The organism is Rhodococcus sp. DMU2021, assembly GCF_019641445.1.
In the GTDB taxonomy this organism is placed as follows: Bacteria; Actinomycetota; Actinomycetes; order Mycobacteriales; family Mycobacteriaceae; genus Rhodococcus; species Rhodococcus pyridinivorans.
Genome location: NZ_JAIFKB010000003.1, coordinates 20,099 through 45,912, shown reverse-complemented (window position 1 = coordinate 45,912; position 25,814 = coordinate 20,099). Strand labels below are relative to the sequence as shown.

The 25,814-nt window shown below is 67.8% G+C and carries 26 protein-coding genes; 15 read left to right on the top strand and 11 right to left on the bottom strand.

Annotated features, from left to right (window positions below; translation table 11 throughout):
• Positions 1 to 39: 39 nt before the first annotated feature.
• From K3M35_RS06190 to K3M35_RS26070, 6 genes are all read left to right on the top strand, one after another.
• Positions 40 to 873, top strand: a complete 834-nt coding sequence (locus K3M35_RS06190) for a DUF5602 domain-containing protein (RefSeq protein WP_064060160.1) — start codon at positions 40 to 42, stop codon at positions 871 to 873.
• A 47-nt stretch (positions 874 to 920) separates the two neighbouring features.
• Positions 921 to 2,138, top strand: coding sequence for a dephospho-CoA kinase (gene coaE, locus K3M35_RS06185; protein ID WP_220666157.1), 1,218 nt, complete (start codon positions 921 to 923; stop codon positions 2,136 to 2,138).
• A 97-nt stretch (positions 2,139 to 2,235) separates the two neighbouring features.
• The gene (locus K3M35_RS06180; RefSeq protein ID WP_019289657.1) at positions 2,236 to 3,378 is read left to right on the top strand and encodes an LLM class flavin-dependent oxidoreductase; all 1,143 of its coding nucleotides are present in this window, start codon (positions 2,236 to 2,238) and stop codon (positions 3,376 to 3,378) included.
• A complete protein-coding gene (locus tag K3M35_RS06175; protein ID WP_217579723.1) occupies positions 3,375 to 4,037 on the top strand; it encodes an FMN reductase in 663 nt (220 codons plus the stop codon). The genes K3M35_RS06180 and K3M35_RS06175 overlap by 4 nt, the downstream gene beginning before the upstream one ends.
• Before the next feature lie 203 nt (positions 4,038 to 4,240).
• Entirely contained in the window at positions 4,241 to 4,450 is a 210-nt protein-coding gene (locus tag K3M35_RS26075; RefSeq protein WP_308257060.1) for a hypothetical protein, read from the top strand.
• 91 nt (positions 4,451 to 4,541) lie between these two features.
• Positions 4,542 to 4,931, top strand: coding sequence for a hypothetical protein (locus K3M35_RS26070; protein WP_259443682.1), 390 nt, complete (start codon positions 4,542 to 4,544; stop codon positions 4,929 to 4,931).
• Positions 4,932 to 4,957: 26 nt separating this feature from the next.
• Here K3M35_RS26070 and K3M35_RS06165 read toward each other — a convergent pair whose 3' ends face one another.
• Together K3M35_RS06165 and K3M35_RS06160 are read right to left on the bottom strand one after the other, a co-directional pair.
• On the bottom strand, positions 4,958 to 5,254 hold the full coding sequence (locus K3M35_RS06165) for a hypothetical protein (RefSeq protein WP_033097668.1): 297 nt from the start codon (positions 5,252 to 5,254) through the stop codon (positions 4,958 to 4,960).
• Positions 5,251 to 5,868 carry an RNA polymerase sigma factor gene (locus K3M35_RS06160; protein ID WP_064060165.1) on the bottom strand — a complete coding sequence of 206 codons (618 nt, stop codon included), beginning with the start codon at positions 5,866 to 5,868 and terminating at the stop codon, positions 5,251 to 5,253. The genes K3M35_RS06165 and K3M35_RS06160 overlap by 4 nt, the downstream gene beginning before the upstream one ends.
• Positions 5,869 to 6,208: 340 nt before the next feature.
• Between K3M35_RS06160 and K3M35_RS26610 the strand changes: the two genes are divergently transcribed.
• Complete coding sequence (locus K3M35_RS26610) at positions 6,209 to 6,619, top strand: response regulator transcription factor (RefSeq protein ID WP_232238098.1); 411 nt, start codon at positions 6,209 to 6,211, stop codon at positions 6,617 to 6,619.
• Positions 6,620 to 6,622: 3 nt separating this feature from the next.
• On the opposite strand, the gene K3M35_RS06150 is transcribed toward K3M35_RS26610, so the two are convergent.
• From K3M35_RS06150 to K3M35_RS06140, 3 genes are all read right to left on the bottom strand, one after another.
• The gene (locus K3M35_RS06150) at positions 6,623 to 6,754 is read right to left on the bottom strand and encodes a putative transporter small subunit (RefSeq protein WP_006553992.1); all 132 of its coding nucleotides are present in this window, start codon (positions 6,752 to 6,754) and stop codon (positions 6,623 to 6,625) included.
• On the bottom strand, positions 6,751 to 8,541 hold the full coding sequence (locus K3M35_RS06145; RefSeq protein WP_220666156.1) for a sodium:solute symporter family protein: 1,791 nt from the start codon (positions 8,539 to 8,541) through the stop codon (positions 6,751 to 6,753). The genes K3M35_RS06150 and K3M35_RS06145 overlap by 4 nt, the downstream gene beginning before the upstream one ends.
• Before the next feature lie 462 nt (positions 8,542 to 9,003).
• Entirely contained in the window at positions 9,004 to 9,522 is a 519-nt protein-coding gene (locus tag K3M35_RS06140) for a DUF402 domain-containing protein (RefSeq protein WP_037216870.1), read from the bottom strand.
• Positions 9,523 to 9,591: 69 nt separating this feature from the next.
• On the opposite strand from K3M35_RS06140, the gene uvrB reads away from it, so the two are divergent.
• From uvrB to K3M35_RS06125, 3 genes are all read left to right on the top strand, one after another.
• The gene (gene uvrB / locus K3M35_RS06135; protein ID WP_019289647.1) at positions 9,592 to 11,751 is read left to right on the top strand and encodes an excinuclease ABC subunit UvrB; all 2,160 of its coding nucleotides are present in this window, start codon (positions 9,592 to 9,594) and stop codon (positions 11,749 to 11,751) included.
• Positions 11,752 to 11,796: 45 nt separating this feature from the next.
• Entirely contained in the window at positions 11,797 to 12,669 is an 873-nt protein-coding gene (locus tag K3M35_RS06130) for a hypothetical protein (protein ID WP_220666155.1), read from the top strand.
• Between the two features lie 156 nt (positions 12,670 to 12,825).
• Positions 12,826 to 13,278, top strand: coding sequence for a universal stress protein (locus K3M35_RS06125; RefSeq protein WP_006553987.1), 453 nt, complete (start codon positions 12,826 to 12,828; stop codon positions 13,276 to 13,278).
• 4 nt (positions 13,279 to 13,282) lie between these two features.
• On the opposite strand, the gene K3M35_RS06120 is transcribed toward K3M35_RS06125, so the two are convergent.
• The 4 genes from K3M35_RS06120 to K3M35_RS06105 form a co-directional block, all read right to left on the bottom strand.
• Complete coding sequence (locus K3M35_RS06120) at positions 13,283 to 13,702, bottom strand: DUF732 domain-containing protein (RefSeq protein ID WP_037216868.1); 420 nt, start codon at positions 13,700 to 13,702, stop codon at positions 13,283 to 13,285.
• Between the two features lie 111 nt (positions 13,703 to 13,813).
• On the bottom strand, positions 13,814 to 16,132 hold the full coding sequence (locus K3M35_RS06115) for an ATP-binding domain-containing protein (protein ID WP_374107752.1): 2,319 nt from the start codon (positions 16,130 to 16,132) through the stop codon (positions 13,814 to 13,816).
• A gap of 173 nt (positions 16,133 to 16,305) precedes the next feature.
• Positions 16,306 to 17,349: a DoxX family protein gene (locus K3M35_RS06110; protein ID WP_220666154.1), complete on the bottom strand. Its 1,044-nt coding sequence runs from the start codon at positions 17,347 to 17,349 to the stop codon at positions 16,306 to 16,308.
• 162 nt (positions 17,350 to 17,511) lie between these two features.
• The gene (locus tag K3M35_RS06105) at positions 17,512 to 19,206 is read right to left on the bottom strand and encodes an alkaline phosphatase D family protein (protein WP_220666153.1); all 1,695 of its coding nucleotides are present in this window, start codon (positions 19,204 to 19,206) and stop codon (positions 17,512 to 17,514) included.
• 193 nt (positions 19,207 to 19,399) lie between these two features.
• Here K3M35_RS06105 and K3M35_RS06100 point away from each other — a divergent pair, with 193 nt between their 5' ends.
• Positions 19,400 to 19,651 (top strand): hypothetical protein, encoded by a 252-nt coding sequence (locus K3M35_RS06100; RefSeq protein ID WP_024101154.1) that lies wholly within the window; start codon positions 19,400 to 19,402, stop codon positions 19,649 to 19,651.
• A 97-nt stretch (positions 19,652 to 19,748) separates the two neighbouring features.
• On the opposite strand, the gene K3M35_RS06095 is transcribed toward K3M35_RS06100, so the two are convergent.
• Positions 19,749 to 20,438, bottom strand: coding sequence for an MBL fold metallo-hydrolase (locus tag K3M35_RS06095; protein ID WP_220666152.1), 690 nt, complete (start codon positions 20,436 to 20,438; stop codon positions 19,749 to 19,751).
• Between the two features lie 133 nt (positions 20,439 to 20,571).
• On the opposite strand from K3M35_RS06095, the gene uvrA reads away from it, so the two are divergent.
• Positions 20,572 to 23,565, top strand: a complete 2,994-nt coding sequence (gene uvrA / locus K3M35_RS06090) for an excinuclease ABC subunit UvrA (RefSeq protein ID WP_006553981.1) — start codon at positions 20,572 to 20,574, stop codon at positions 23,563 to 23,565.
• 96 nt (positions 23,566 to 23,661) lie between these two features.
• Here uvrA and K3M35_RS06085 read toward each other — a convergent pair whose 3' ends face one another.
• Positions 23,662 to 24,027 carry a DUF1844 domain-containing protein gene (locus tag K3M35_RS06085; RefSeq protein ID WP_016692782.1) on the bottom strand — a complete coding sequence of 122 codons (366 nt, stop codon included), beginning with the start codon at positions 24,025 to 24,027 and terminating at the stop codon, positions 23,662 to 23,664.
• 317 nt (positions 24,028 to 24,344) lie between these two features.
• Here K3M35_RS06085 and infC point away from each other — a divergent pair, with 317 nt between their 5' ends.
• From infC to rplT, 3 genes are all read left to right on the top strand, one after another.
• Positions 24,345 to 25,067: a translation initiation factor IF-3 gene (gene infC, locus K3M35_RS06080; protein WP_033097706.1), complete on the top strand. Its 723-nt coding sequence runs from the start codon at positions 24,345 to 24,347 to the stop codon at positions 25,065 to 25,067.
• A 71-nt stretch (positions 25,068 to 25,138) separates the two neighbouring features.
• Positions 25,139 to 25,333: a 50S ribosomal protein L35 gene (gene rpmI / locus K3M35_RS06075; protein WP_006553978.1), complete on the top strand. Its 195-nt coding sequence runs from the start codon at positions 25,139 to 25,141 to the stop codon at positions 25,331 to 25,333.
• Between the two features lie 67 nt (positions 25,334 to 25,400).
• Entirely contained in the window at positions 25,401 to 25,781 is a 381-nt protein-coding gene (gene rplT, locus K3M35_RS06070; protein WP_006553977.1) for a 50S ribosomal protein L20, read from the top strand.
• Positions 25,782 to 25,814 lie beyond the last annotated feature (33 nt).

Below are 25,814 nucleotides of genomic sequence, written 5' to 3'. Positions count from 1 at the left end.
CCTCCCACCGCGAACCCATCCACTCACGCAAGGCAGGCAATGCGCACTTCTCGATCGATCACCGCACTCGCCTTCTCCACCTGCACCGTTCTGACCATCGCGGGTTGCAGCGACGGATCCGTCCCGACCGCCGAGGGTGCGGAGACGGCAGGGCACGACCACGGTGTCACCACCCTCTACGGGCCGGAAAACGAACTGGGGGAGGGAATCTCCCGCGCATATATCGTCGTCGATCACGGCGGGAGACCGCGCGAGGTCGGTATCCGGATGTCGGAGTCCGTGCTCACCGGCCTTCCCGAGGGTCCGGGCGTCGGCACGACGATGCTCATGCCGGCTCTTCCCGCGGGTGCTCCGGACACCGGTTCAGACCACGTGATGCTGGGCTGGAACCCGAACGGGCACGACCCGGAGATCCTCTACGGCGCGCCCCATTTCGACATGCACTTCTACACGACGGACGCCGACCACGAGGTGGACCCGGCCGCACCCGATTTCGCGGCGCGCGCGGCGCGGCTCCCCGAACCCGAGTACGTTCCGGAGGGATACATCCCACCACCCGGTCCACCCGTCGAGAACACCGTGCCGTTCATGGGCATGCACTGGACAGACACCGCGGACGACGTGATCCCCGGCTCCTTCGAGTTCACCGAGATGCTGCTCAACGGATCGTGGGACGGGGAGTTCATCTTCATCGAGCCGATGATGACGCGGGAGTGGTTGGCGACGAAGCCGTCCCTGCGGGAGATCGTGAAACAACCGTCGTCCTACCGGCGGACCGGCTACTACCCGACGGTGTACACCGTCGACTTCGACGAACAGGCGGGCGAGTATGTCCTCGCGCTGTCGGGGCTGACGATGCGCGAGGCCTCGTAGGGACCGCGAAGGTGCCTCGGTGACGTAGTGATGCGAGACTGGGCAACGTGCTGCGAATGGGGTTGACCGGAGGAATCGGCGCGGGCAAGTCGACCGTCGCCAAGGAGCTCGTCGAACTCGGGGCGGTGATCGTCGACTCCGATGTCGTCGCCCGGGAGATCGTCGCTCCCGGCTCCGAGGGCCTCGCCGAGCTCGTGGACGCCTTCGGTGAGGACATCCTGCAGCCCGACGGCACCCTCGACCGTCCTGCCCTCGCCGCGAAGGCGTTCGCCAGCGAGGACGCGCGCGCGGTTCTCAACGCCATCACCCATCCCCGGGTCGGGCGCCGCACCGCCGAGCTGGTCGCCGCTGCGCCCGACGACGCGGTGGTCGTGCAGGATATCCCGTTGCTCGTCGAGGGCGGGATGGCGCCGGCCTTCCACCTCGTCGCCGTCGTGCACGCCGACGAGGCGGAGCGGATCCGGCGTCTCGTCGAACTGCGCGGCATGCCCGAGACGGACGCCCGCGCGCGGATCGCGGCGCAGGCGACGGAGGAACAGCGACGCGAGGTCGCCGACGTGTGGCTCGACAACACCGGTGATCAGCAGGTGCTGGTCGAGCAGGTCCGGACGCTGTGGAACGATCGCCTGGTGCCGTTCGAGAAAAATCTGCGCACCGGTGTGGTGGTCGAGGCGGCTCCGGTTCTCGTGCCCGCGCGCGAGGAATGGCATCGGCAGGCGCAGCGGCTCGTCGCCCGGCTGGCCCTCGCAGCCGGGGGCGCGGCGAAGCGTATCGACCACGTGGGCTCCACCGCGGTGCCCGGTCTGGCCGGCGTCGACGTCATCGACCTGCAGATCACCGTCGGCGATCTCGCGGCAGCCGATGCGCTCGCACCCGCCTTGGCTGCTGCGGGCTTCCCGCGCATCGACCATGTGGTGACCGACGATCCGAAACCGTCCTACGGGGCCGGGGGAGAGACCGACCCGGCGGTGTGGGAGATGCGGTTGCACGGCAGCGCCGATCCCGGCCGTCCGGCGCGGGTGGCGGTCCGGGTGGACGGCTGGCCCGCCCAGCAGTTCGCGTTGCTACTGCGCGACTGGCTGTCCGCGGTCGACACCGCGAAGCGCGAGTACGCCGACCTCAAGGCCGATGCCGCAGTCGGGGCGTCGCAGAAGACGGATCGTGCCGAGGCGGCGGCCACCTACGCAGCGCTCAAGGCGCCGTGGTTCGACCGGGCGCATCACCACGCGTGGGAGTGGGCCGAGAGCACCGGCTGGTCGGCCTAGGGGGTCCGGATCCCGGGCGGAGACCCGCCCGGGAATCTTCCGGGCGACCCGCCCGTTAGAATAGTTGACAGTTCAACTACTTGACGGAGGTTCGACCGTGCAGTTCGGCATCTTCACCATCGGCGACGTCACGCGCGACCCCACGACGGGCCGGGTCCCCACCGAACATGAGCGCATCGTCGCGATGACGAAGATCGCGCTGAAGGCCGAGGAGGTGGGCCTGGACGTCTTCGCGTCCGGCGAGCACCACAATCCCCCCTTCGTCCCGTCCTCGCCGACGACGATGCTCGGCTGGATCGCCGCGAGGACCGAGAAGCTCATCCTCTCGACCGCGACCACCCTCATCACCACCAACGACCCGGTGAAGATCGCCGAGGACTTCGCGATGCTCCAGCACCTGTCCGGCGGCCGCGTCGACCTCATGATGGGACGCGGGAACACCGGACCGGTCTACCCGTGGTTCGGCAAGGACATCCGGCAGGGCATCCCGCTCGCCATCGAGAACTACCACCTGCTGCGACGGCTCTGGCGCGAACGCGTCGTCGACTGGGAGGGCAAGTTCCGCACACCGCTGCACGGCTACACCTCCACCCCGTGGCCGCTCGACGACACCCCGCCCTTCGTCTGGCACGGTTCCATCCGTTCGTCCGAGATCGCGGAACAGGCCGCCTTCTACGGCGACGGCTTCTTCCACAACAACATCTTCTGGAACAAGGAACACATCCAGCAGATGATTGCTCTTTACCGGCAGCGGTTCGAGCAGTACGGTCACGGTGCCGCAGACCAGGCCGTCGTCGGGCTCGGTGGCCAGGTGTTCATGGCGGAGACCGAGGCCGAGGCGAAACGGATCTTCCGTCCCTATTTCGACAACGCCCCCGTCTACGGCCACGGCCCGTCGCTCGAGGATTTCTCGACGATGACACCGCTGACCGTCGGCACACCCGAGCAGGTCGTCGAACGCACGCTCGGTTTCGCCGACTACGCCGGCGACTATCAGCGTCAGCTGTTCCTCATGGACCACGCCGGCCTGCCGCTCGACGTCGTGCTCGAGCAGATCGAGATCCTCGGCCGGGAGGTCGTGCCGGTACTGCGAGCGGAATTCGAACGCCGCCGCCCCGCCCACGTGCCGTCCGACCCGCCCACACACAGCACGCTCGCCGCGCAGGGAGCCGACTCGGCGCACCGTCAGGTGATCCCGGCCCGCGTCGACCTCGTGCCGGAAGAGGTGGACGCCCGATGACCCGCCGTATCGTCGTCGTCAGCGGTGGCCTGGCCGAGCCGTCCACCACCCGTCTGCTCGCCGACCGCATCGCCGAGGCCACTCGTGTCGCGGTCGGCACGCGCGGAGACGACGCGGAAACCGAGGTCATCGAATTACGCAGCCTCGCGATGGATCTGGCCACCACCTTCACCGCCGGTGTCCCTACCGCAGCGGTCGCACGAGCCCGTGAACAACTCGCGACTGCCGACGGCCTGATCGCGGTGACCCCGGTCTTCGCCGCCGGTTACTCGGGTCTGTTCAAGATGTTCTTCGACGCGCTCGATCCGGACACGCTCACCGGTGTGCCCACGTTGCTCGCCGCGACCGCGGGTAGCGCCCGACACTCACTGGTCCTCGACCATGCGATGCGGCCGCTGCTGAGCTATCTGCGTGCGCTCGTCGTGCCCACCGGCGTCTTCGCCACCACCGACGACTTCGGAACAGGCGAGGCGGCCACGGCACTGAAGGGGCGGATCGGCAGGGCGGCGGACGAACTCGCCGAGCAGATCACCCGCAGCACGGGATCACCCCGCGGGTTCTCGGACGCCGTGCCCGCCGGACGGCCGCGCGTGTCGGGAAACGCGGTCCGCACGGACGGGCCGTCCTTCCGGGAACTGCTCGGACGTCACCTGGGGTGAGCCCCGACGTCGCGGACCGGTTCGGTCGTCCGCCGGCGGATGCGCGCTGAGCAGGTTCGCGGCGAGAGCGAAGCTCGGCCGCCGGGCCGTTCGCCCGGTGCAGCCCGCCGAGAACGAATCGGCGACTTGTCGTTCCCTGAAGCCACACCTATAGTTCCTTAAGTTATGGGGTCTAACTTAAGGTGACCGGAGGAACGAGCGGGGTGGCCGGCGTCCGCAGACGTGTACGCAAGATCGACATGGAGGACATCATCCGTGTCGGTCGAGCGATCGGGCTGCGACAGTTGAGCCTCAACGCTGTCGCCGCGGAACTCGGCGTCTCCACAACGGCGCTGTACCGCCACGTGGACGGTCGCTGGGGACTCGAACTCGTCGTGGGGGGAGAGTCTGCTCGGCGATCTCGTTCTGCATGACGATCCGGAGCACGACATCGAACGGCACCTGCTGTCGTTCGGTCTGCAGCTACGCGCGTTCGTTCTTGCCCATGCGGGCCTGGGAACCTACATGCAGACCCTCTTCCCGCGTGGGGAAGCGGGGCAGCGGCTGATGGTGAGCGAGGTCGAGGCTCTCGTGCGCCGCGGGTACACACCCGACGTCGCGGTCGCACTGGCGAGTGCGGTGGCGAGCGCCGCGATCAACTTCGCGGTCGCCGAGGAAGCGCAGCTCGAGCGTATCTCGGGGCTCCGGCAGCAACGCGACGACGTCGCCGAACGGCTGAGCACCGACGAACGCTTGGGTGAGGCCCATCGCGACCTTCCGGAATTCGACCACGAAGGATTCTCGACGATAGTCCTCACGGCGACGATCCGAGGTCTACTGGCGGTCGGTCCGGTCGGGCGACCACTGCACGAGGTGGTCGCCGATCTCGGATCGACCGGGATGGGACTGCGATGATGCGGGCCGGATCTCTGCAGGGCCGGCTACCTCGAGTCGGGATCGGTTGCGTCGACGACGAATTCCGGCTTCGGCAGCTCGTCGTTGCCGTGATCATCGAGTTGTTCGATCGGCAGGTCGTCGATGGCGGGGTGCTCGATATCGTTCTCATCGATTCCCTCGACGGGAACCAGTTCGGTTCCGATGCGAGGGGTGAGGGGATCGGTGGCGATATGGAGCACCCGACGCCAGGCGTCCTCGGGTAGTTCGGGAATCCGGTCCATCGGATCGAGTCCCAGCGATTCCCTTGACGGGGGCAACGAAATCGGTTCGCTCTGCGTCATTGCTCATCCTTCCGGGTTGTCCTCGGCGGTTCGGTGCCCTCCGTGTCGGCGTACCCGACCGTCGGTCGGAGGGCAACCTCTTCGGCGCCGAGCAGTTCCGGACTCAGTAGATCGGCGAGTTGCATACGGGCACGCCTGATCCGGCTCTTCACCGTCTGCACACCCACGCCCTGGTGCGTTGCGATCTCGGCGTAACCGAGCTGCGCATACTCACGCAACACGATGACAACCCGAAACTGTTCGGGGAGAAGGAGAAAAGCTCGCCGGACCACATCACCGTCGACCACGCTCTCGGCGAGAGGCGTTTCCCCGGAGACGTATTCGTCCCCGAGCCGTTCGTCGAGGACCTCACCACGTCGCGTCCGCACGACAGCGAGCGCCGCATTGCTCGCGATGCGATACAACCACGTTCCGGATGCTGCTGTGCCACGGAATCTGCCGAGATTCTGCCACGCCGCGACCAGCGCATCCTGCAGTGCATCTTCGGCGTCGTGCCGGTTTCCTGTGATCCGGACGCAGACCGCCCACACGCGTTCCCGTGACGGTGCGACGAGTTCGGCGAACGCTGCCCGATCGCCTGCCCGGCACCGCTCGATCAACTCGGCTTCGTCCATCGAGCCCCCTCGCCATCCCGAGCAGTCACATTGCCCCACATGCGCATTCGAGACTCGGTTCGACGGGCGGCGGAGTTACGAACGTTTCGCGGCCCGAAGTGGTCGACGCCGTCGGGGGCAGCGTCGACCACCCGTCGACAATACCGCGAGATCAGTTCTCGCCCAAGCCTATCTCCTCGGAGCGGACGAATTTCACGTACTGGGTGGCCAAGCGCTGTGACATCGTACGAAGCGAGTCGTTCTCGGGAGCCTCGTTCTCCACCGGCCGCAGCCCGAGAGTTCGGCCACGTACCGCTCGTGGACCATCGACCGTCTCCGCGAGCGCAGCCTCGAAGTCCCGGTGCTCGTGCTCACGACCTTCGGCGACGACGAACTCGTGCTCGCGGCCCTACGTGCCGGAGCCCGGGGATATCTCCTCGAGGACGTCACGCTCGAGCAACTCGCCCGTGCGGTACGGACCCTCGAGGAGGGTGGCACGCTCGTCGCCCCCTCGATCACCGACCGGTTGCTGCGCGCGATCCGCTCCGCTCCACAGCCCGACGACACCCCGGTCGTGCAGGAGTTGACCGAACGTGAACTCGAGGTGCTGCGGTTGATGGCCGAGGGCTTCGGCAACCGCATGATCGCCGACGTGCTGTTCCTGGCCGAGGGCACCGTGAAGAACCACGTGTCGTCGATCCTGCTCGAGCTCGGCGCCCGGGACCGCACGAATGCGGTCCTCCGAGCCGTGCGGGAGGGAATCCTGCGGTGACGGTCAGATCAGATCCTCGCCGTCCCGTCGGGCCTGCAGCCACTCCTTGAAGAACCCGCGGCAGAGCGCCGCCAGCACACCGGCGACGAGTACGGGCCAGATCAGGACGTAGACGGTCAGTGCGAGCGTGCTCATCGGTTCTCCTTCTCCGGAGTGGTCGCCGCGGCGTCCGTCTCGGACGCAGGGGTTTTCGCCGAGGCAGGGACGTTCGGCGAGGCAGGGACGTTCGCCGAGGCAGGGGCGTTCGGGGAGTCAGGGTCGGTTTCGGGTGTCACGTCGTCCGCAGCCACGTCGAAGTCACCGACACGCTGCGCGATGACCTCGAAGTCGAAGTTCTCGTCGGAGTTCACGGACATCGCCCAGCACACGACCGTGCTGACCGCGTAGGCGACGAGCGAGGCGCTGAGCACGGCGTAGTCGTGGACCGAGCCGAGCGCGAAGGGCGCCACGACCCCCGCGGCGACGACACCGATGACGCGTGCGGCCCGGAGTCCGAAGAAGCCGAATGCCATCAGACCCGCGATCACGCCGACACCGACGACCGATGCGATGTCCACCGTCCAGGCGAGCACCCCGTCCATCGGGAACCACCCGAAACGCACCGGCAGGAACGCTGCCAGGGCGACGAGCACCGACGTCGTGAACGCCTTGTTGGTGACCTTGTGCCAGTAGAAGCTCGCGATGACGGGGAAGACCAGCGCACCCCAGAGCGCGCCGACGAACACGAGCAGGTCGAGGATGCTCAATCTCATGCTCGCGAACGCCACGGCGGCTGCGGTCGCGACGACCATCGTGGCGCGCCCGATGAAGAGCATCCGCTTGGGATCGGCATTGCGGGTGCCGCCGGCGATGTTCTGGCCGTAGATGTCGGCCATGACGATCGACGACAGCGCCGACAGATCGGAATCGGCCGTGGACGACAGCGCACCGATGATCATGACGAAGAACACGACGACCAGAGCCGTGGGCAGGAAGGACGCCACCATCTGCGGCACGATGTTGTTGACGTCGCCGTCCATCGGGTCGATGCCCAGGTGCAGCGCGAGCACACCGAACATGCCGACGCCGATGACGGTGGCGCCGTAGCCGATCGTCGCGGTGACGAAGGTGGGCTTGATGAGATCCTCCCGCACCGCGAACAGGCGCTGCGCGATCGTCTGGTTGCCGATGGCGTACGCGAGCACGGCGGCGATGTACGGCGCGCCCTGGTTCAGGAAGGCATCGCTGGAGAAGAAGTCGCTCTGCTGGTCGGTGAGGTTCCCGGAACCACCGTCGAACGCGTCGGGGAAGCCGGTGATGAAGAAGACCGCCGGGATGATGACAACGACCGCACCGAGCATCGCCACGACCTGCATGAAGTCGGTGAGCACGGACGCTCGGAAGCCGGACCACAGGGTGTAGAGCAGCACACCGGCGGCGATGAAGACGACACCCTGGACGAAGCCGAACGGCGAGATCAGCGAGATGAGCACACCGCCGGCGATGAAGTTGGACATCAGGCTGATGAGGCTGCCGACGAGATTCGAACCGGCCAGCATGAGCTGGCTCGACCGCCCGTGCCGGGCGAACATGACCTCGGCGAGGGTGTGTGCTTTCGGGGCGACCGCGCGGATGCGCTTCCCGAAGGGGTAGATGAACAGGATCATCAACGCGCCCCACAGCCCGTAGTGGATCGGGCCGGAGATGCCGTAGGTGTATCCGGAGGTCGCCGACGCGTACAGCGAGGACGCCCAGATCCAGGTGGCGGTCATGCTGGCCGCCGACACCCCGAAACCGACCTTGTTGCCGGCGGTCATGTAGCCGTCGGCGTTCTCGTCCTTCTTCCCGATTCGGGCGGAGACGAGAAGCGTTCCGCCGTAGAAGATTACGAGCAGGGCAACGATCGTCGCGGCGCTGAACTGAACGAGCTCGGTGCCGTTCACTGCGACCTCTTTCGTGTTCGCGTCACGTCCGCGGTCGTCGGAGCGCAGTGGAACGCAGGGCGCGCTGCACGCGTCCTGTCTGTCGGTTCCGCTGCGGCGTCGGTCCGATCCACCGCCGGACGGTGGGCATGCGTCGGGCGCCCGATCGGCCACGGGCCGGCGGGCGCGGCATACCGCTCCAGCAGGGCACGCCCGGATCCGGGCGTGTGCCGACGAAGTGATCGGCGGCGTTCTCGTCGGCGCTCGTGGGCTGCACGGGCGCGCGCCGCCGGCGCGAGGGGTGTCCTCGGTCGGGTGATGTGCACGCGGAGGGGCGATCCGGGCCGGCCCCGATGGTCGCCTTCTCGGTGCACTGCTTCGCCGGCCGGGGCAGATTACCATGTCCTTTGCGGCAGTAACTTTTTCGCTCCTGCGCCCCCGCTGTCTGCGCAGGTGACGGCACCTGCGCAGCGGTGGTGCGCGTCAGCGCCAGGAGACGGGCGCGCCCCGCTCCCGCAGCCACGCGTCGAGGTCGTGGCCGTGCGCGGCGATGCCGTCCACCGCCCGCAGTGCCGTGTCGATCGCCGTCTCGGCCGCCGCCGCGTCGATCATCCCGGTGGTGACTGCGACCACCAGTTCGTCGATGTCCTCGACCGTCGTGTCGCGGCCCGTGCGGACGATCAGGTCGAGATAGTGGTCGTGGGAGTACCAGACGTCGCCGTCGCGCCGAAACTCACCGACGTCGACGTAGCGGTCCTGGTCGCGTTCGTTGCCCGGCGTGAAATGGAAGATCGAGGCCCGCAGACGCAGGTCCGGCAGCAACCACGATTCGAGATAGTGGAACTGCGGGTGGTCGGACGATCGCGCCATGTACAGCCCCCACTCCTCGACGCGGTACTCGTCGACAGCCCGCGCGAAGCCCTTGGGGTCGATGTTGGTCTTCGTGGCGACGTCGAAGATCTCGGTCTTCACGGGATGCGGGGTCGCGGACACGGGATGCACGCTAGCGTGCGAACCGCGCCGCACGCAGGACCGCGATGCGTGTCGGTGGGAGCGCTTACTCTGGATTCCATGGCGTTCGCAAGTGAGCATCCCGTCGTCGCACACTCCGAGTTCCGGCCGGTGGGTGAGATCGAGCGCACCGAGGCCCGTTTCGAGGTCGTCAGCGAGTACGAACCGGCCGGCGATCAGCCGGCCGCCATCGACGAGCTCGAGCGCCGGCTGAGGGCGGGGGAGAAGGACGTCGTCCTGCTCGGTGCCACCGGTACCGGCAAGTCCGCCACCACCGCGTGGCTCATCGAACGCGTCCAGCGACCCACCCTCGTGATGGCGCCCAACAAGACCCTGGCCGCGCAGCTCGCCAACGAGCTGCGAGACATGTTGCCCAACAACGCAGTCGAGTACTTCGTCTCGTACTACGACTACTACCAACCCGAGGCGTACATCGCGCAGACCGACACCTACATCGAGAAGGACTCGTCGATCAACGACGACGTCGAGCGGCTGCGGCACTCCGCCACCTCGTCGCTGCTGTCCCGCCGCGACGTCGTGGTGGTCGCGTCCGTCTCGTGCATCTACGGTCTCGGTACCCCGCAGTCCTATCTCGACCGGTCCATCCAGCTCGAGGTCGGTGTGGAGGTGCCGCGCGACGCGCTGCTGCGCCTGCTCGTCGACGTCCAGTACGCCCGCAACGACATGGCGTTCACCCGCGGATCGTTCCGCGTCAAGGGCGACACCGTCGACATCATCCCCGCCTACGAGGAACTCGCCGTGCGGATCGAGTTCTTCGGCGACGAGATCGACGCGCTGTACTACCTGCACCCGCTCACCGGCGACGTCGTGCGCAAGGTCGACTCCCTGCGCATCTTCCCGGCCACCCACTACGTCGCCGGTCCCGAGCGCATGGAACGCGCCGTCGCGAGCATCGAGGCCGAGCTCGAGGAGCGCCTGGCCGATCTGGAGAACCGCGGCAAGCTGCTCGAGGCGCAGCGTCTGCGCATGCGCACCCAGTACGACATCGAGATGATCCGGCAGGTCGGCTTCTGCTCCGGCATCGAGAACTACTCCCGCCACATCGACGGGCGCCCCGCCGGATCCGCGCCCGCGACGCTCATCGATTACTTCCCGGAGGACTTCCTCCTGGTCATCGACGAGTCGCACGTCACCGTGCCGCAGATCGGTGCGATGTACGAGGGCGACATGTCGCGCAAGCGCAACCTCGTCGACTTCGGTTTCCGTCTCCCGTCGGCGGTCGACAACCGGCCACTGACCTGGGAGGAGTTCGCCGCCCGCATCGGGCAGACGGTCTACCTGTCGGCCACCCCCGGCCCGTACGAGCTCGGACAGACAGGTGGCGAGTTCGTCGAGCAGGTCATCCGGCCCACCGGCCTCGTCGACCCGCAGGTCGTCGTCAAGCCCACCAAGGGGCAGATCGACGATCTCGTGCACGAGATCCGCGAACGTGCCGAGCGCGACGAACGCGTCCTCGTCACCACCCTCACCAAGAAGATGGCCGAGGACCTCACCGACTACCTGCTCGAACTCGGTATCCGGGTGCGCTATCTGCACTCCGACATCGACACCCTGCGCCGCGTCGAACTGCTGCGACAACTGCGCCTGGGCGAATACGACGTGCTCGTCGGCATCAACCTGCTCCGCGAGGGTCTCGACCTCCCCGAGGTGTCGTTGGTGGCGATCCTCGACGCCGACAAGGAAGGCTTCCTACGGTCGACGACCTCGCTGATCCAGACCATCGGCCGCGCGGCCCGCAACGTCTCGGGTGAAGTGCACATGTACGCCGACAAGATCACCGACTCGATGGCGCGGGCCATCGAGGAGACCGAACGGCGGCGCGAGAAGCAGATCGCCTACAACACCGAACACGGTCTCGATCCGAAGCCGCTGCGCAAGAAGATCGCCGACATCCTCGACCAGGTCTATCAGGAGGCCGAGGACACCGAGGCCGTCGAGGTGGGCGGCTCCGGCCGCAACGCTTCGCGTGGTCGCCGAGCCCAGGGCGAGTCCGGACGGGCCGTCAGCTCCGGTGTCGTGGAAGGTCGCGACACCTCGACGATGCCGCGCGCCGAGCTCGCCGATCTCGTGCAGCAGCTCACCGACCAGATGATGCAGGCCGCCCGCGACCTGCAGTTCGAGCTGGCCGCACGGCTTCGCGACGAGATCTCCGATCTGAAGAAGGAACTGCGCGGGATGGACGCCGCGGGTCTGAAGTAGTCGCCCGGCCCGATCGGCGCCGGCGACTCGGTAGGGTCCACTCCCATGGATCCCTCTTCCGCCGGGCGTGCTGCCCGCGCACTCGAGCTGCTGCACTCGGTCGTCTACTTCGCGCCGGACATCGCGGGTGAACTCGCCGCGCTCGGTGTCGACGGACCGGCTGCGCAGTACTTCGGTGGACGCGCGGCACCCCTGGGTGCCGTCGGCCCCGGGGTCGTGACCGCGACGTTCTGCAGCTTCTCGCCCCGCCTGGTGGCATCGGCCGTCCCGGCAGTGTGGGAGACGGCCGAGCCGGCCACGATCATCGCGGCGCGGTTGCGGGCTCTGGACGCACTCCATCGACGGGTCCTCGGGCAGGACGTACTCGGCTCCGCGGAGATGAACGAGGCGGCGGACCTCGCGGCCACCGCGGCGCGGGCGATTCCCGGCCCGGACGGTCGCCCGCTCTACGCCGCCTACGCCGACCTGCCCTGGCCCGAGGAGGCGCACCTGCGCCTGTGGCACGCCCTGACCCTGCTGCGCGAGTATCGCGGCGACGGTCATATCGCGGCCCTGCAGACGGCAGGGCTTTCGGGGCTCGATGCGCTCGTCACCCACACGGCGACCGGTATCGGGTTCGCCACTGATCCGGCCCGGAAGCTGCGGGGCTGGTCGCGGGACGAGTGGGCGGACGCCGAGAAGGGATTGCGCGGGCGCGGCCTGCTCGACAAGCGCGGCGAGCTCACCGGTGAGGGCTTCGAGGTTCGCGAACTCGTCGAGGATCTCACCGACGACCTGGCGGTCGCGCCGTGGACTGCGCTCGGTGAGGAGGGGGTGGAACGTTTGCTCGAACTCGCGTTGCCGTGGCGCGACGCCTTCGTCGACGCCGAGGTATTCCCTGCCGGCCTGTTCGGCCCGCGTTACGGTGACGCGCGGTAACATCAAACCTGATTGTGGGATGAGACCCAAACCTCCCACCCGGGCCGCCCATCCCGCTACTGTCGACGCAGCGTATGGCGGGGGAGCGTGCGTGTCCTCCGTCGACGACGGCATCGGCGGCCCGCGTCGATGGACCACACACTCGATGGAGGATGAATGAGCGCCTACCGGACCATAGTCGTCGGAACCGATGGTTCCGAATCGTCGTATCGGGCCGTGGAGAAGGCAGCTGCTCTGGCCGGCGACGCGGGCGCCCAACTGGTGATCGCCTGCGCCTACTACCCGGCCGACCCCAAGGACACCGCACAGGCCGCCGACGCGCTGCGCGACGAGGCGTACCAGGTCACCGGCTCGGCACCGACCTACGAGATCCTGCGCACCGCACGGGAGAAGGCAACCGTCGCCGGCGCCCGCAAGATCACCGAGCGGCCCATCGTCGGTGCACCTGTCGAATCGCTCCTCACGCTCGTCGAGGAGGTCGAAGCCGATCTCATCGTCATCGGCAATCGCGGCCTCAACACGCTGACCGGGCGGCTGCTCGGCTCCGTCCCCTCGGACGTCGCCCGCAAGGCCCTGTGCGACGTGCTGGTAGTGCACACGGTCCGCTGACGGATCAGCAGTACTCCTCGCGGGCGGTTTCGAGATAGCGCGCGGCGGCGTCGTCCGCCGACATGCGCGAACCCGAGGCGCCCGCGGCGTAGGCGGCGATCGGCCGGAGCGTGACGAGGACGTCGTGCTCCGGCACGCCCGCGCGCAACTGGTCGCACACCCCTCGCACCACCGCAAGCACCGTGTCGTCCGTGACGTCGGCGACCAGACCGGACGCCTCCAGTGCCTCCTTCACCCGCAGAAAACGCGCGTCGGGCGGCGTCGACGAGGTAGGGGATACCGACGTCGTGGACGTCGCGGCCTGCGCCTCGTCCTGGGTCGGCGTGACCGATCCGCACGCGGCGGAGACGAAGAACCCGCTCAGCGCCGCGATCGCAGCGCACCCCGCTCGACGTATCCGGTGGTGCGCTGCCCGATAGGCCACGTGTTCGTTCCCTCCGCGGATGATCCGTCCCATCTCCTTGCCCCGAAGGACGGTACCGTCCGGTGGCCGGTCCCGGGGTCCGCTCGGCGGTGTCGGCCGAACCGTGTCGGTTCAGCAGCGTGTCGGTCCGGCGATACCGGCCAGCACCTCCGGCAACGCCTCCGAGTGGACCACCCCGAGACGCTGGGTGGCGCGGGTCAATGCCACGTACAGGTCGTTCATCCCGCGTGAGGAATCGGTGAGAATCTCCGCAGGTTCGACGAGCAGCACCGCGTCGAACTCGAGTCCCTTGACCTCCTTGACGGTCGCGACCGTGACCGACTCGGACGCGAGGTGCTCCCACGCACCCACGAGTCGCGCCGGGGCGAGCACGGCAGTCGTACCCGGGCCGGTCTCCGCCTCGAGAGCTGCCTGCACGGTGGCGAGCACCGCGTCCGCCTCGACGTGCTGCGACCACGGCTCGAAACCGGACTCGCGCACCGACTGCGGCGGCACCTGGTCGGGATCGATCTCCGCAAGCACCGCGTGCGCGATCCGCATGATCTCCGCCGGCGTGCGGTAGTTGACCGTCAGTTCGGTCTTCTTCCACCGGTTCGCGACATACGGTTCGAGAATCTGCTGCCACGACTCGGTTCCCGCCGGATCCCCGGTCTGCGCGGTGTCGCCCACCAGGGTCATCCAGCGATTCGGGATGCGGCGCATGATCGTTCGCCACGCCATCGCCGACAACTCCTGCGCCTCGTCGACGATCACATGACCGTACGTCCAGGTGCGATCGCCGGCCGCCCGCTCCGCCGTGGTCTCGTGACGACGGTGGTTCTGTCGTTCGGCGAGCTGGGTGGCGTCGATCAGGTCGTACGCCATGAGCAGTTCGGGATCGAGGTCGTCCTCGAGATCCTGCGGTGCCGAACCGGTGAGGATGTCGAGTGCGCCCTGCGCGTCGGCGATCTGCTTGCGCCAGCGCCGCTTCGCGCGTTCGCGTTCGGCGGCGTCGTCCACCCCGAGCAGTTCGGCGAGCTCGTCGAGCAGTGGAGCGTCGGCGGCGCTGAAGTGTCCCGGTGCATCGGGACGGTGCAGCGCATCGATCTGCTCGTCGGTCAGGGCCGGAGCCGCCGACGCGATCCGGTCGCGGGAGGCCAGCAGATCCGAGAGCACCTGCTGCGGGGACAGTTCCGGCCACAGCGCGTCGATCGCACCGACGATGTCGGGATCCGAACGCATCTCGGACCGGATGTCGTGGATGTCCTCCCGGCTCAACAGGTTCGCGCCACCGAGCGGGTTCGATCCGATGATCCCGGCCAACTGGTCGGCGAGGGCATCGATCACACCGTTCACGAAGATCGGCCGGGCCAGGTTGTGCGGCCGACGGGACGACCGGGCGCGACCCCGCGCACGGGTCACGATCGTGCGGTCGAGGGTGAGCGCGTAGGTGTCGAAACTCAGCTGCACGGGGGATCGGGGCACCTCCTGCCGGTCGCGGACCGCCTTCTCGAGCACCTTCACCATGTCCAGGGAGCCCTTCAGTTCGCCGGCCATCGGATCGTCCTCGATCGTCGGCGTGACCCCCGGATACAGATCCCCGACCGTCGACAGCAGCACGCCGGTCTCACCGAGCGAGGGCAGCACCTGACCGATGTAGTCGAGGAAGCGGCTGTTCGGACCCACGATCAGCACGCCGCTCTTGGCCAGTTGCTTGCGGTAGGTGTAGAGCAGGTAGGCCGCGCGGTGCAGCGCGACCGCGGTCTTGCCGGTGCCCGGACCACCCTGGACGACGAGCACACTGCGATGCTCGGACCGGATGACCGCGTCCTGCTCGGCCTGGATCGTCGCCACGATGTCGTGCATCTGCCCGGTACGCGCGGCGTTCAGAGCGGCGAGCAGCGCCGATTCTCCGGCCACGCCACCGGCCGGCGGGGTGTCGGCGTGCTCGAGCGCGGCGTCGAGGTCGAGGTACTCGTCGTGCAGTGCGGTGACGGAGCGGCCGCGGCTGCGGATGTGGCGGCGCAGCACGACACCGTCCGGAGCGGCGGGGGTCGCGAGGTAGAACGGGCGGGCCTGGGGTGCGCGCCAGTCGAGCAGCAGCGACTCGTAGTCGTTGTCCTCGTCGAGGATGCCGAGGCGACCGATGTAGCGGGTCTCCGCGCCGTCCTCCGTCACGGGGCCGGAGGTGTCCGTCCCGTCGTCCCGCACATCGATGCGGCCGAAGCACAAGCCGTGCTCGGCGGCGTCGTACTTCGCGATGTCCTCGGTGTACATGTGGGTGTACGACTCGCGTTCGCTGCGCGCCTGCGGGGTGCCTCCGGTCTCGCGCAGCACGCGGGCCAGCCGGGTCTTCGCGTAGTCGCGCAGACCGTCGAGATGCGTGTAGAGCATCGCCACGTAGGCCTGCTCGCGATCGAGCTCCGGATGGGACGCGCCATCAACCGGCACAGGGACTCCTCGGGGATAGACAGGACGAGATCGCTCGCCGCCGCAGGGGTGACGCGTCGACGAAAGTGCCCGAGAAGTCTAGTCGCCGCAGGAGGAAAGCGGGCAGAAAGCCTGATCACAGCAGTGCGGGCGTGCGATTCCCTCGCACGCCCGCACCACGGTGCCGTACCGGACTACTTCTTCTTCTCGATGCTCTTCTCGAGCGCCTTCAGGTTCTTCGTGAGCTTCTTCTCCGCCTTCGTGCCCTGCTTGCGCGCGGCCTCGGCACGCAGACGGGCCTTCTCCGCGGCGACGTGAGCCCGAGCGTTCAGGATCGCGGACTGCTCCTCGGCGAGCTTCGCCCATTCCGAGCTGCGATCGACCGTGGTGTCCCACAGCTTCGAGCCACGCTTGCGGGCGACGTCGGCGAGCTCAGGGGTGCGCTCGCGCGCCAGCCCGAGCAGTTCGGTGCCGCGTTCACGGGCGCCCTCGGCGAGCTCGGGGGCGCGCTCACGCGCGACACCGAGGATCTCGGCGCTGCGATCGCGCGCCCGTTCGGTCAGCACCGGACCGCGGTCGCGGGCGACCTCGAGCAGTCCGCTGCTCCGCTCGCGTGCGGCCTCTGCGAGTTCGGGTGCACGTTCCTTGGCGATCTCGAGAATGTGTCCACCCTGCTCGCCGGCTTCCTCCGTCAGCGTCTTGACCCGCTCGGCGACGGTGTGCAGCGTTTCGGCCGTGTGACCGTCCGAGGAATGACCCGGCAGTGCAGCCGCCACCGACTTCTGCGCGGCACGCGCGGCGCGACGGCTCCGCCAGCCCAGCGACGGCTTGCCCTCGGTGTCCACGGCGGCGATGAGCAGACCGCCGATCAGGCTCACGTTCTTGATGAGCTGGGTGCGCTGCTGGGCGCGGGCCTCGGGGTCCTCGACGTTCCAGAAGTCATGGCCCGCGACGGTCGTCGGCACGAGGCTGCCGATCAGCGCGAGAGAGGACAGACGAGGTGCTTTCCCGAGAGCGAACAGGGTCCCGGCGCCGATCTGCACTGCGGCGTTGATCTGGACAAGAGTCTCGGGATTGCTGGGAAGCCGGTCGGTGATCGACGCCGGCAAGGCGTTCACAGCCTGATCGAGCCCGGGCTGCGCGGCACCTGCTTTCGGCTCGGGCTTCCGCAGGGCGTCGATACCCCCGGCGATGAAGATGGACGCGAGCATGGGCCGCGCAATTCTCCGGACGAGCATGTGGTTCCTCCCGTGGTCGGCTGTGTTTCCAAACCCTGACACAGGTACCCCAAGCGTCACGGGAATATGCACGAAGCAGGGCCGAAGGGCACGAAACGATATTTCGGACCATACGGAAACTCGAAAAAACCCGAATTTCGTCGTCGACGAGCGCCCCCGACATCACCTCGACGGCCGACTCGCCGCGCGGGACGTCGGAATCTCGGGCGGCCGATCCTCAGTAGTGAGCGGCAGATCCGTGACGGTCTCGAACAGGTGCGGACCCGAGGCGGTGTCGACGCTGCGCTCGATGGTCAGGTGCGCGACGCGTCCTCGCGTCCGCAGGGTGGCGATCTGGTTCCCGAAGCTCGGACCTGCCATCTTCGACCACGAGAACGACGTCTCGGGAACGGCCGTCACCGGACCGAGCAGCAACCGCACGACGCGCTCCGCCTTGCGTCCCCATGCGGCGCGGAAGGCGACCCGGACAGCTGCGGGGACGTGGTTGTGCAGGGGCGAACAAGTCAGTTGGTACACCGTGCCGGCGGTCGGCGTCGCGAATCGGACGCGGGCGGCGTAGGCATGGTGCACGTCGCCCGAAAGGACACAGATTGTCGCGGGCGCGCAGCCGGACGTTTCGGCGCGACGCCCGGCAGCGACATCCAGCAACAAACGGGCGAGTCGCTCGAACGAATCGCGGAAGGCCGCCCAGTGTTCGAGATCGGCGGCGCGCCGGAGCTTCTCGGCCCACCGCGCCCATCGGTCACCGCGCGCACCGGACGCGAGCTTCTCGTCCCACGCCTCGAGGTCGTGCATCGTGCGGGGGAGGAGCCACGGCAGCGACGTGCCGATCAGGAGGTGGTCGTAGTCGCCGTCGGTCTGCTCCTCGATCCAGTCGAATTCTGGATCGGACACCATGTCGCGCCGGTCGGGCGCGAGCACCCGCCCGCACCGCGAATCGATCACCAGCAGACGCACCGGTCCGAAATCGCGGCGATACGACCATCGCACTCCCGGACTGCCGTCGGCTTCCTCGTCGGCGCCGGACGCGAACGCACGCAAGATCGGTTCGGCGTCCCCGGCACAGTTCCGCACCCGGTCGTAGAGCGGGTCCTCGTCCAGCTCCGAGGGAGCGAGGTTACCGAGATGCTGATAGATCCAGTACGACGCCAACGCCCCGACGATGCGTTCCTCCCACCACGCGGAGGCCTCCATCTCCCTGCGCCACGAATAGGAGGTGTTCCAGTCGTCGTGCACGTCGTGATCGTCGAAGATCATCGAGGTCGGCACGTTCGACAACAGCCATCGGACGTTGTCCTCGGACCACGACCGGCTGTACAGCCAGGTGTACTCCTCGAAGTCGCGTACCTGGTCTCCGGGCGGTTCCGACAGATCGTGACGCTCACCGACCCGTCGCTTCATCTCCTCCGACAGCTCGTCGGCGTAGACCTGATCTCCCAGCAGCAACAGCGCGTCGGGCCATTCGTCGACCGGTAGGGAACGCATGCGCTGCGCGTAGGCGACGAGAGCGTCCTTTCCGAGGACGGCTGTCGGTTCCGCGCTCTCCGAGGCCACCCGGCACGACCCGAAGGCGAGCACTAACTCCTCGGGGTCGTCTTCCGCGGTCCTGATCAGCGGCGATGCAACACCGACGGGCGGCCACACGACCCGGCCGTCGAGATCCACCTCGTAGGGCGTCACCGATCCGGGTTCGAGGTCTCGGACGGTGACCAGCGCGTAATGGTGCCCCGCGACGGTCCACGTGTGTTCGGAACTGCCGAGCACATGCACCGTGCACGGCTCGGACGTCTCCACCCAGATCGTGGCGTCCGTATCGCCGATGTGCCTGAGCACCGGCCCCAGTACGAGATCCGCCACAGTGTCAGGCCTCCGTGCTCGTGCGAGCTCGTCCGGTTTTCGAGCGTACTCGCGGCAGTGGAGCACAGGAGGATTCCGGCGAACTCCGATCCTCGTTCGGCCTCCGCGCCTCTGCGACGGGGCGCACGCTGGAACGGACGCAGCACAAGCGGCCCGCTCGGGTCGTTGCCGCGTGCTGGAAGGGGGCCCGGACATGACCGACGCGGAGAATCCGACCCGCTGGGATCGGCTCGACGACGAAGAGAAACGGCAGGCGAGGGAGAAGGCCGAGGAGATCGACCGCATGTACGAACCGGGAGCGCGGCCGACCACGGTCGTGCCGGGCACGAACGGGATGGTCTCGGGAACGGCCTTCGCGGATATGGCGGGCGAGCGCTCGAGGGACGAACCCGCCGGAGCGGGCAAGGGCGAAGGGTCGGCCGACAGGGACGGTGCCCCCGACTAGACGTCGTGCGAGCACGCTCGGGTGTCACAGATCCGGCCGTCGCAGGCTAGGCCTCGTACCGAGTGCCGTCCGGCCCGAGGCGGACCGAGACGGACCGTCACCAGCCCCGCTCGCGCCACTCGCCGAGATGCGGACGTTCGGCTCCGAGGGTCGAGTCCTTGCCGTGTCCGGGGTAGAAGATCGTCTCGTCGTCGAAGCGGTCGAAGATCTTGGACTCGACGTCGCCGAGGAGCGATCGGAAGGCGTCGTCGTTCGGGGTCTTGCCGACGCCGCCGGGGAACAGTGAATCGCCGGTGAAGATGTGCGTACGACCCGTGCCCCGTTCCGTGAGGACCAACGCAACCGACCCCGGAGTGTGTCCTGAGAGGTGGATCACCTCGAGATTCAGCTCACCGATCTGCACGGTGTCGCCCTCGGCCAGGATCCGGTCGGGCGTCACCGGCAGGGGATCGGCGTCGAGTTCATGTGCGGCGGTAGGCACACCGGTCTCCGCGGCGACCCGCTCGAGACCCTGCCAGTGATCCCAGTGCTGATGGGTGGTGACGATGAGCTCGAGCTCCGGCGCGTTGTCGCGGAGGAACTGCACGAGACGGTCGGGTTCGTTTGCGGCGTCGATGAAGACGGACTTGCCGGTGGCGTCGTCGGTGACGAGATAGGTGTTGTTGTTCATCTCGCCGACGGCAAGTTTGACGATGCTCGCTCCGGGAATCCTTCGGCGTTGCGCGGGTCCGCCGGGAGTGACGTCGCCGGTGTAGGTGTCTTCGATGATCACGGGCTGCTGCGGCATGCAGCCAAACCTACCTTCGGGTGCGCGCGCGTGAGCCTGAGGCGCGCGGTTGTTCGTCACGGAAACGTGTCGGTACCCGCGCCTACCATGGCTGAGGGCCGAATTCCGGCCTTGTCTACAGGAAGGATGTGGCGTGGCAGACCGCCTGATCGTGCGTGGAGCCCGGGAACACAACCTGCGTGGTGTCGACCTGGACCTGCCGCGCGACAGTCTGATCGTGTTCACCGGGCTGTCGGGTTCGGGCAAGTCGAGCCTCGCGTTCGACACCATCTTCGCCGAGGGGCAGCGGCGCTACGTCGAGTCGTTGTCGGCCTACGCCCGCCAGTTCCTCGGTCAGATGGACAAGCCGGACGTCGACTTCATCGAGGGCCTGTCGCCTGCGGTGTCGATCGACCAGAAGTCCACCAACCGCAACCCGCGGTCCACCGTGGGCACCATCACCGAGGTCTACGACTACCTGCGTCTGCTGTACGCCCGGGCCGGCACTCCGCACTGCCCGGTCTGTGGCGAGCAGATCTCCCGGCAGACGCCGCAGCAGATCGTCGACCAGGTGCTGGAGATGGAGGCCGGGGCCCGTTTCCAGGTCCTCGCGCCCGTCGTGCGCACCCGGAAGGGCGAGTTCGTCGACCTCTTCGAGCAGCTGACCGTCCAGGGCTACTCCCGCGTGCGTGTCGACGGGGTCGTCCACCCGCTGTCCGATCCGCCGAAGCTGAAGAAGCAGGAGAAGCACGACATCGAGGTCGTCGTCGACCGCCTCGCCGTCAAGCCCAGCGCGCAGCAGCGACTCACCGACTCCATCGAGACCGCGCTGCGGCTCGCCGAGGGTGTCGTCGTGCTCGACTTCGTCGATCGTGAGGAGGATGCCCCCGATCGCGAGCGTCGGTTCTCCGAGAACCTGGCGTGCCCGAACGCGCACCCGCTGTCGATCGACGAACTCGAGCCGCGGTCGTTCTCCTTCAACTCGCCCTACGGTGCGTGCCCCGAGTGTGCGGGTCTCGGTGTGCGCAAGGAGGTCGATCCCGATCTCGTCGTGCCCGACCCGGATCTGAGCCTGGCCGACGGCGCGATCGCGCCCTGGTCGATGGGCCAGAGCGCCGAATACTTCGGCCGACTGCTGTCCGGCCTGGCCGACGCCCTCGAATTCGACATCGACACCCCGTGGCGGAAACTGCCCGTCAAGGTGCGCAAGGCCGTGCTGGAGGGCAGCACCGAGCAGGTGCACGTGCGCTACAAGAACCGCTACGGCCGCGTCCGTTCGTACTACGCCGAGTTCGAGGGCGTCATGCCGTTCCTGCACCGCCGTCTCGAGCAGTCCGAGTCCGAGCAGGCGAAGGAACGTTACGAGGGCTACATGCGGGAGATCCCGTGCCCGGCCTGCGCCGGTGCCCGCCTTCGTCCCGAGATTCTGGCCGTGACGGTCAGCGCGGGCGACTTCGGTGCGATGTCCATTGCCGAGGTGAGCGACCTGTCGATCGCCGAGTGCGCACGCTTCCTCGACGGTCTCGTCCTCGGCGCCCGCGAGGCCGCCATCGCTGGGCAGGTCCTCAAGGAGATCCAGGCCCGGCTCGGCTTCCTGCTCGACGTCGGACTCGACTACCTCACCCTCTCGCGCGCCGCGGGCACCCTCTCCGGTGGTGAGGCACAGCGCATCCGTCTCGCCACGCAGATCGGATCCGGTCTCGTCGGCGTTCTGTACGTGCTCGACGAGCCGTCGATCGGTCTGCATCAGCGCGACAACCGTCGTCTCATCGATACCCTCACGCGACTGCGCGATCTGGGCAACACGCTCATCGTCGTCGAGCACGACGAGGACACCGTCCGTGCCTCCGACTGGGTCGTCGACATCGGACCGCGCGCGGGCGAGCACGGCGGGACGGTCGTCCACAGCGGCACTTACAAGGAGCTGCTCGACAACCCGGAATCGCTCACCGGCGCCTATCTGTCCGGACGCGAGGAGATCGAGATCCCCGCGCTCCGGCGGCCGATCGACAAGGGCCGGCAGGTCACCGTCGTCGGCGCCCGCGAGAACAATCTGCGCGAGATCGACGTGGCGTTCCCACTCGGCGTCCTCACGTGCGTCACCGGTGTCTCCGGCTCCGGGAAGTCGACACTCGTCAACGACATTCTCGCGACGGTGATGGCCAACAAGCTCAACGGCGCGCGGCAGGTTCCCGGACGGCACACCCGCATCAACGGACTCGACCAGCTCGACAAGCTCGTGCAGGTCGACCAGTCGCCGATCGGCCGCACCCCGCGCTCGAACCCCGCGACCTACACGGGTGTATTCGACAAGATCCGCAGCCTGTTCGCCTCCACCACCGAGGCGAAGGTGCGCGGCTACCAGCCGGGTCGGTTCTCGTTCAACGTCAAGGGCGGGCGGTGCGAGGCGTGCTCGGGCGACGGCACGTTGAAGATCGAGATGAACTTCCTGCCCGACGTGTACGTGCCGTGCGAGGTGTGCCACGGCGCCCGCTACAACCGCGAAACGCTCGAGGTGCATTACAAGGGCAAGACCATCGCCGAGGTGCTCGACATGTCGATCGAGGAGGCGGCGGAGTTCTTCCGGCCGGTCACCTCCATCCACCGCTACCTCAACACGCTGGCGGAGGTCGGTCTCGGTTACGTGCGCCTGGGCCAGCCGGCGACGACCCTGTCCGGCGGTGAGGCGCAGCGCGTCAAGCTCGCCGCCGAACTGCAGAAGCGTTCCAACGGGCGCACCGCGTACATCCTCGACGAGCCCACCACGGGCCTGCACTTCGAGGACATCCGCAAGCTGCTCGGGGTCATCAACGGTCTGGTCGACAAGGGCAACACCGTGATCGTCATCGAGCACAACCTCGATGTCATCAAGACCGCCGACTGGATCATCGACATGGGTCCCGAGGGCGGTTCCGGTGGCGGCACGGTGGTCGCGGAGGGCACTCCGGAAGAGGTGGTCACGGTGGAGGAGAGCTACACCGGACGCTTCCTTGCGGAGATCCTCGACGGGCGGATCACTGCACCTGCTTCCGCGCCGGTACGCAAGCGCGCGACGAAGGCGACCAAGGCGACCGCGACCAAGACTGCCGCTACGAAGTCGGCCACGAAGGCGAAGACCGCCAAGAAGAAGGTGGCGGCCGCGAGCTGACGAATCGAGCCGCCCGCCTCGGAAGAGGCGGGCGGCTCGATCTCGTGGCTCGTGAAGCAGCCGGGGAGCGTGAAGTGGGCGGGACTCCGGTTCGGCTCAGTAGACCGGGCCGGTGTACTTCTCGCCCGGGCCCTTGCCGGGCTCGTCGGGCACCGCCGACGCCTCGCGGAAGGCGCGCTGCAGTGCCTGCAGTCCTTCGCGCAGCGGGCCGGCGTGCGGACCGAGATATTCCACCGACGAGGTGATCAGGCCGGCGAGTGCGGTAATCACGCGGCGGGCCTCGTCGAGGTCACGTCGCGCGCTGCTGTCGGGATCCTCGTCAGCGAGACCGAGCTTCTCGGCAGCCGAACTCATGAGCATCACGGCTGCGCGGCTGATCACCTCGACGGCCGGGATGTCGGCGAGTTCGCGCACATCCTCCGCCGCAGCGTCCTGATCGGGGGTCTCGGGAGCATCCGTCATAGCGTCGAGCATAGGGTCGCGCCGCTCGGCGCCGACCGTGCGGGTGCGGCGCCGACGCGCCGATTCGTCGTCGACGTGGCTTTTTGTTAGACTTGATCCCACGACCGCCCGCGGTGATCCTCCGTGGGCAGCAAAGTGGAGTCCGACTCCCACCTCTGGCGGCACATCGATGCAGCTGAGAGGTCCGGTCCTCCGGGTGTAGAAGCCCGGATGTCCGCCCTGCATCGGGCGGTGCGGATCACGCAGCGTGAGCTGGGTGCCGTCGACCGGTCGGTATCGGACCCCGCGTGGAGCCTCGGCACCACAGCGGGGTCTTCTTGTCGAGGAGTAGGGCCACGTGCTGCGGTGCGGTCAAACCGACCACACCGCTCTACCTAGGAGGCCCCATCAGCGCTGAGACCCGCATCAACGAACGCATCCGAGTTCCCGAAGTCCGGCTCGTCGGACCCGGCGGTGAACAGGTCGGAATCGTGCGTGTTGAAGATGCCCTCCGCCTGGCAATCGAAGCCGACCTCGACCTTGTCGAGGTGGCGCCCGACGCCCGGCCGCCGGTCTGCAAAATCATGGACTACGGCAAGTTCAAGTACGAAGCCGCGCAGAAGGCGCGCGAATCGCGCAAGAACCAGCAGCAGACCGTGATCAAGGAGCAGAAGCTCCGTCCGAAGATCGACGACCACGATTACGAGACCAAGAAGCGCAACGTCGTGCGCTTCCTCGAGGCCGGTTCGAAGGTCAAGGTCACGATCATGTTCCGCGGCCGCGAGCAGTCGCGCCCCGAACTCGGATACCGATTGCTGCAGCGCCTCGGCGCCGATGTCGCCGACCTCGGCTTCATCGAGACCAGTCCGAAGCAGGACGGCCGGAACATGACCATGGTGCTGGCCCCGCACAAGGGTGCGAAGACCCGTGCGAAGGCTCAGGAAGCCGCGCAGGCCGCACCGGCGCAGGCCGCACCGCGCCCGGCAGCCTCCGCTGCCCCGACCACGGAGTCCGCGCCATCCGCGCCGGCTCCCGGGACGGGCGACGCCCCGAGCAACTAGCCCGCTCAGGCAGCACATCCGGTGCTGTCCGTGAGCACCGATGTACGCACACGACAAGAACTGAGGACTCCATGCCCAAGTCGAAGACCCACAGCGGCACCGCGAAGCGATTCAAGGTGTCCGGTAGCGGAAAGGTCCTGCGCCAGAAGGCGGGTCGCCGCCACCTGCTCGAGCACAAGTCCTCGCGGGTGACGCGTCGCCTCGACGGCAAGGCCGTCGTCGCCGATGCCGACGCTCCGCGCGTCAAGCGCATGCTCGGGCTCTGAGCCTCTCCGACCGATCCATCCGGGGACACCTCGTTCGTCCCCCGAACTCTGACAGGACACATAACCAGTGGCACGCGTGAAGAGGGCCGTCAACGCCCAGAAGAAGCGTCGTTCGATTCTCGAGGCCTCGAAGGGCTACCGCGGACAGCGCTCGCGTCTGTACCGCAAGGCCAAGGAGCAGCAGCTTCACTCGCTGACCTACGCCTACCGCGACCGTCGCGCCCGCAAGGGTGATTTCCGCAAGCTGTGGATCAGCCGCATCAATGCTGCTGCCCGCGCCAACGACATCACCTACAACCGCTTCATCCAGGGCCTTAAGGCCGCCGGTGTCGAGGTGGACCGCAAGATCCTCGCCGAGCTCGCCGTCTCCGACGCCGAAGCCTTCGCCGGCCTCGTGGCCGTCGCCAAGGCTGCCCTTCCGGCCGACGTCAACGCTCCGGCTGCCTGAGTGCTGCCCTGAGCTACGACAACATCCAGGAAC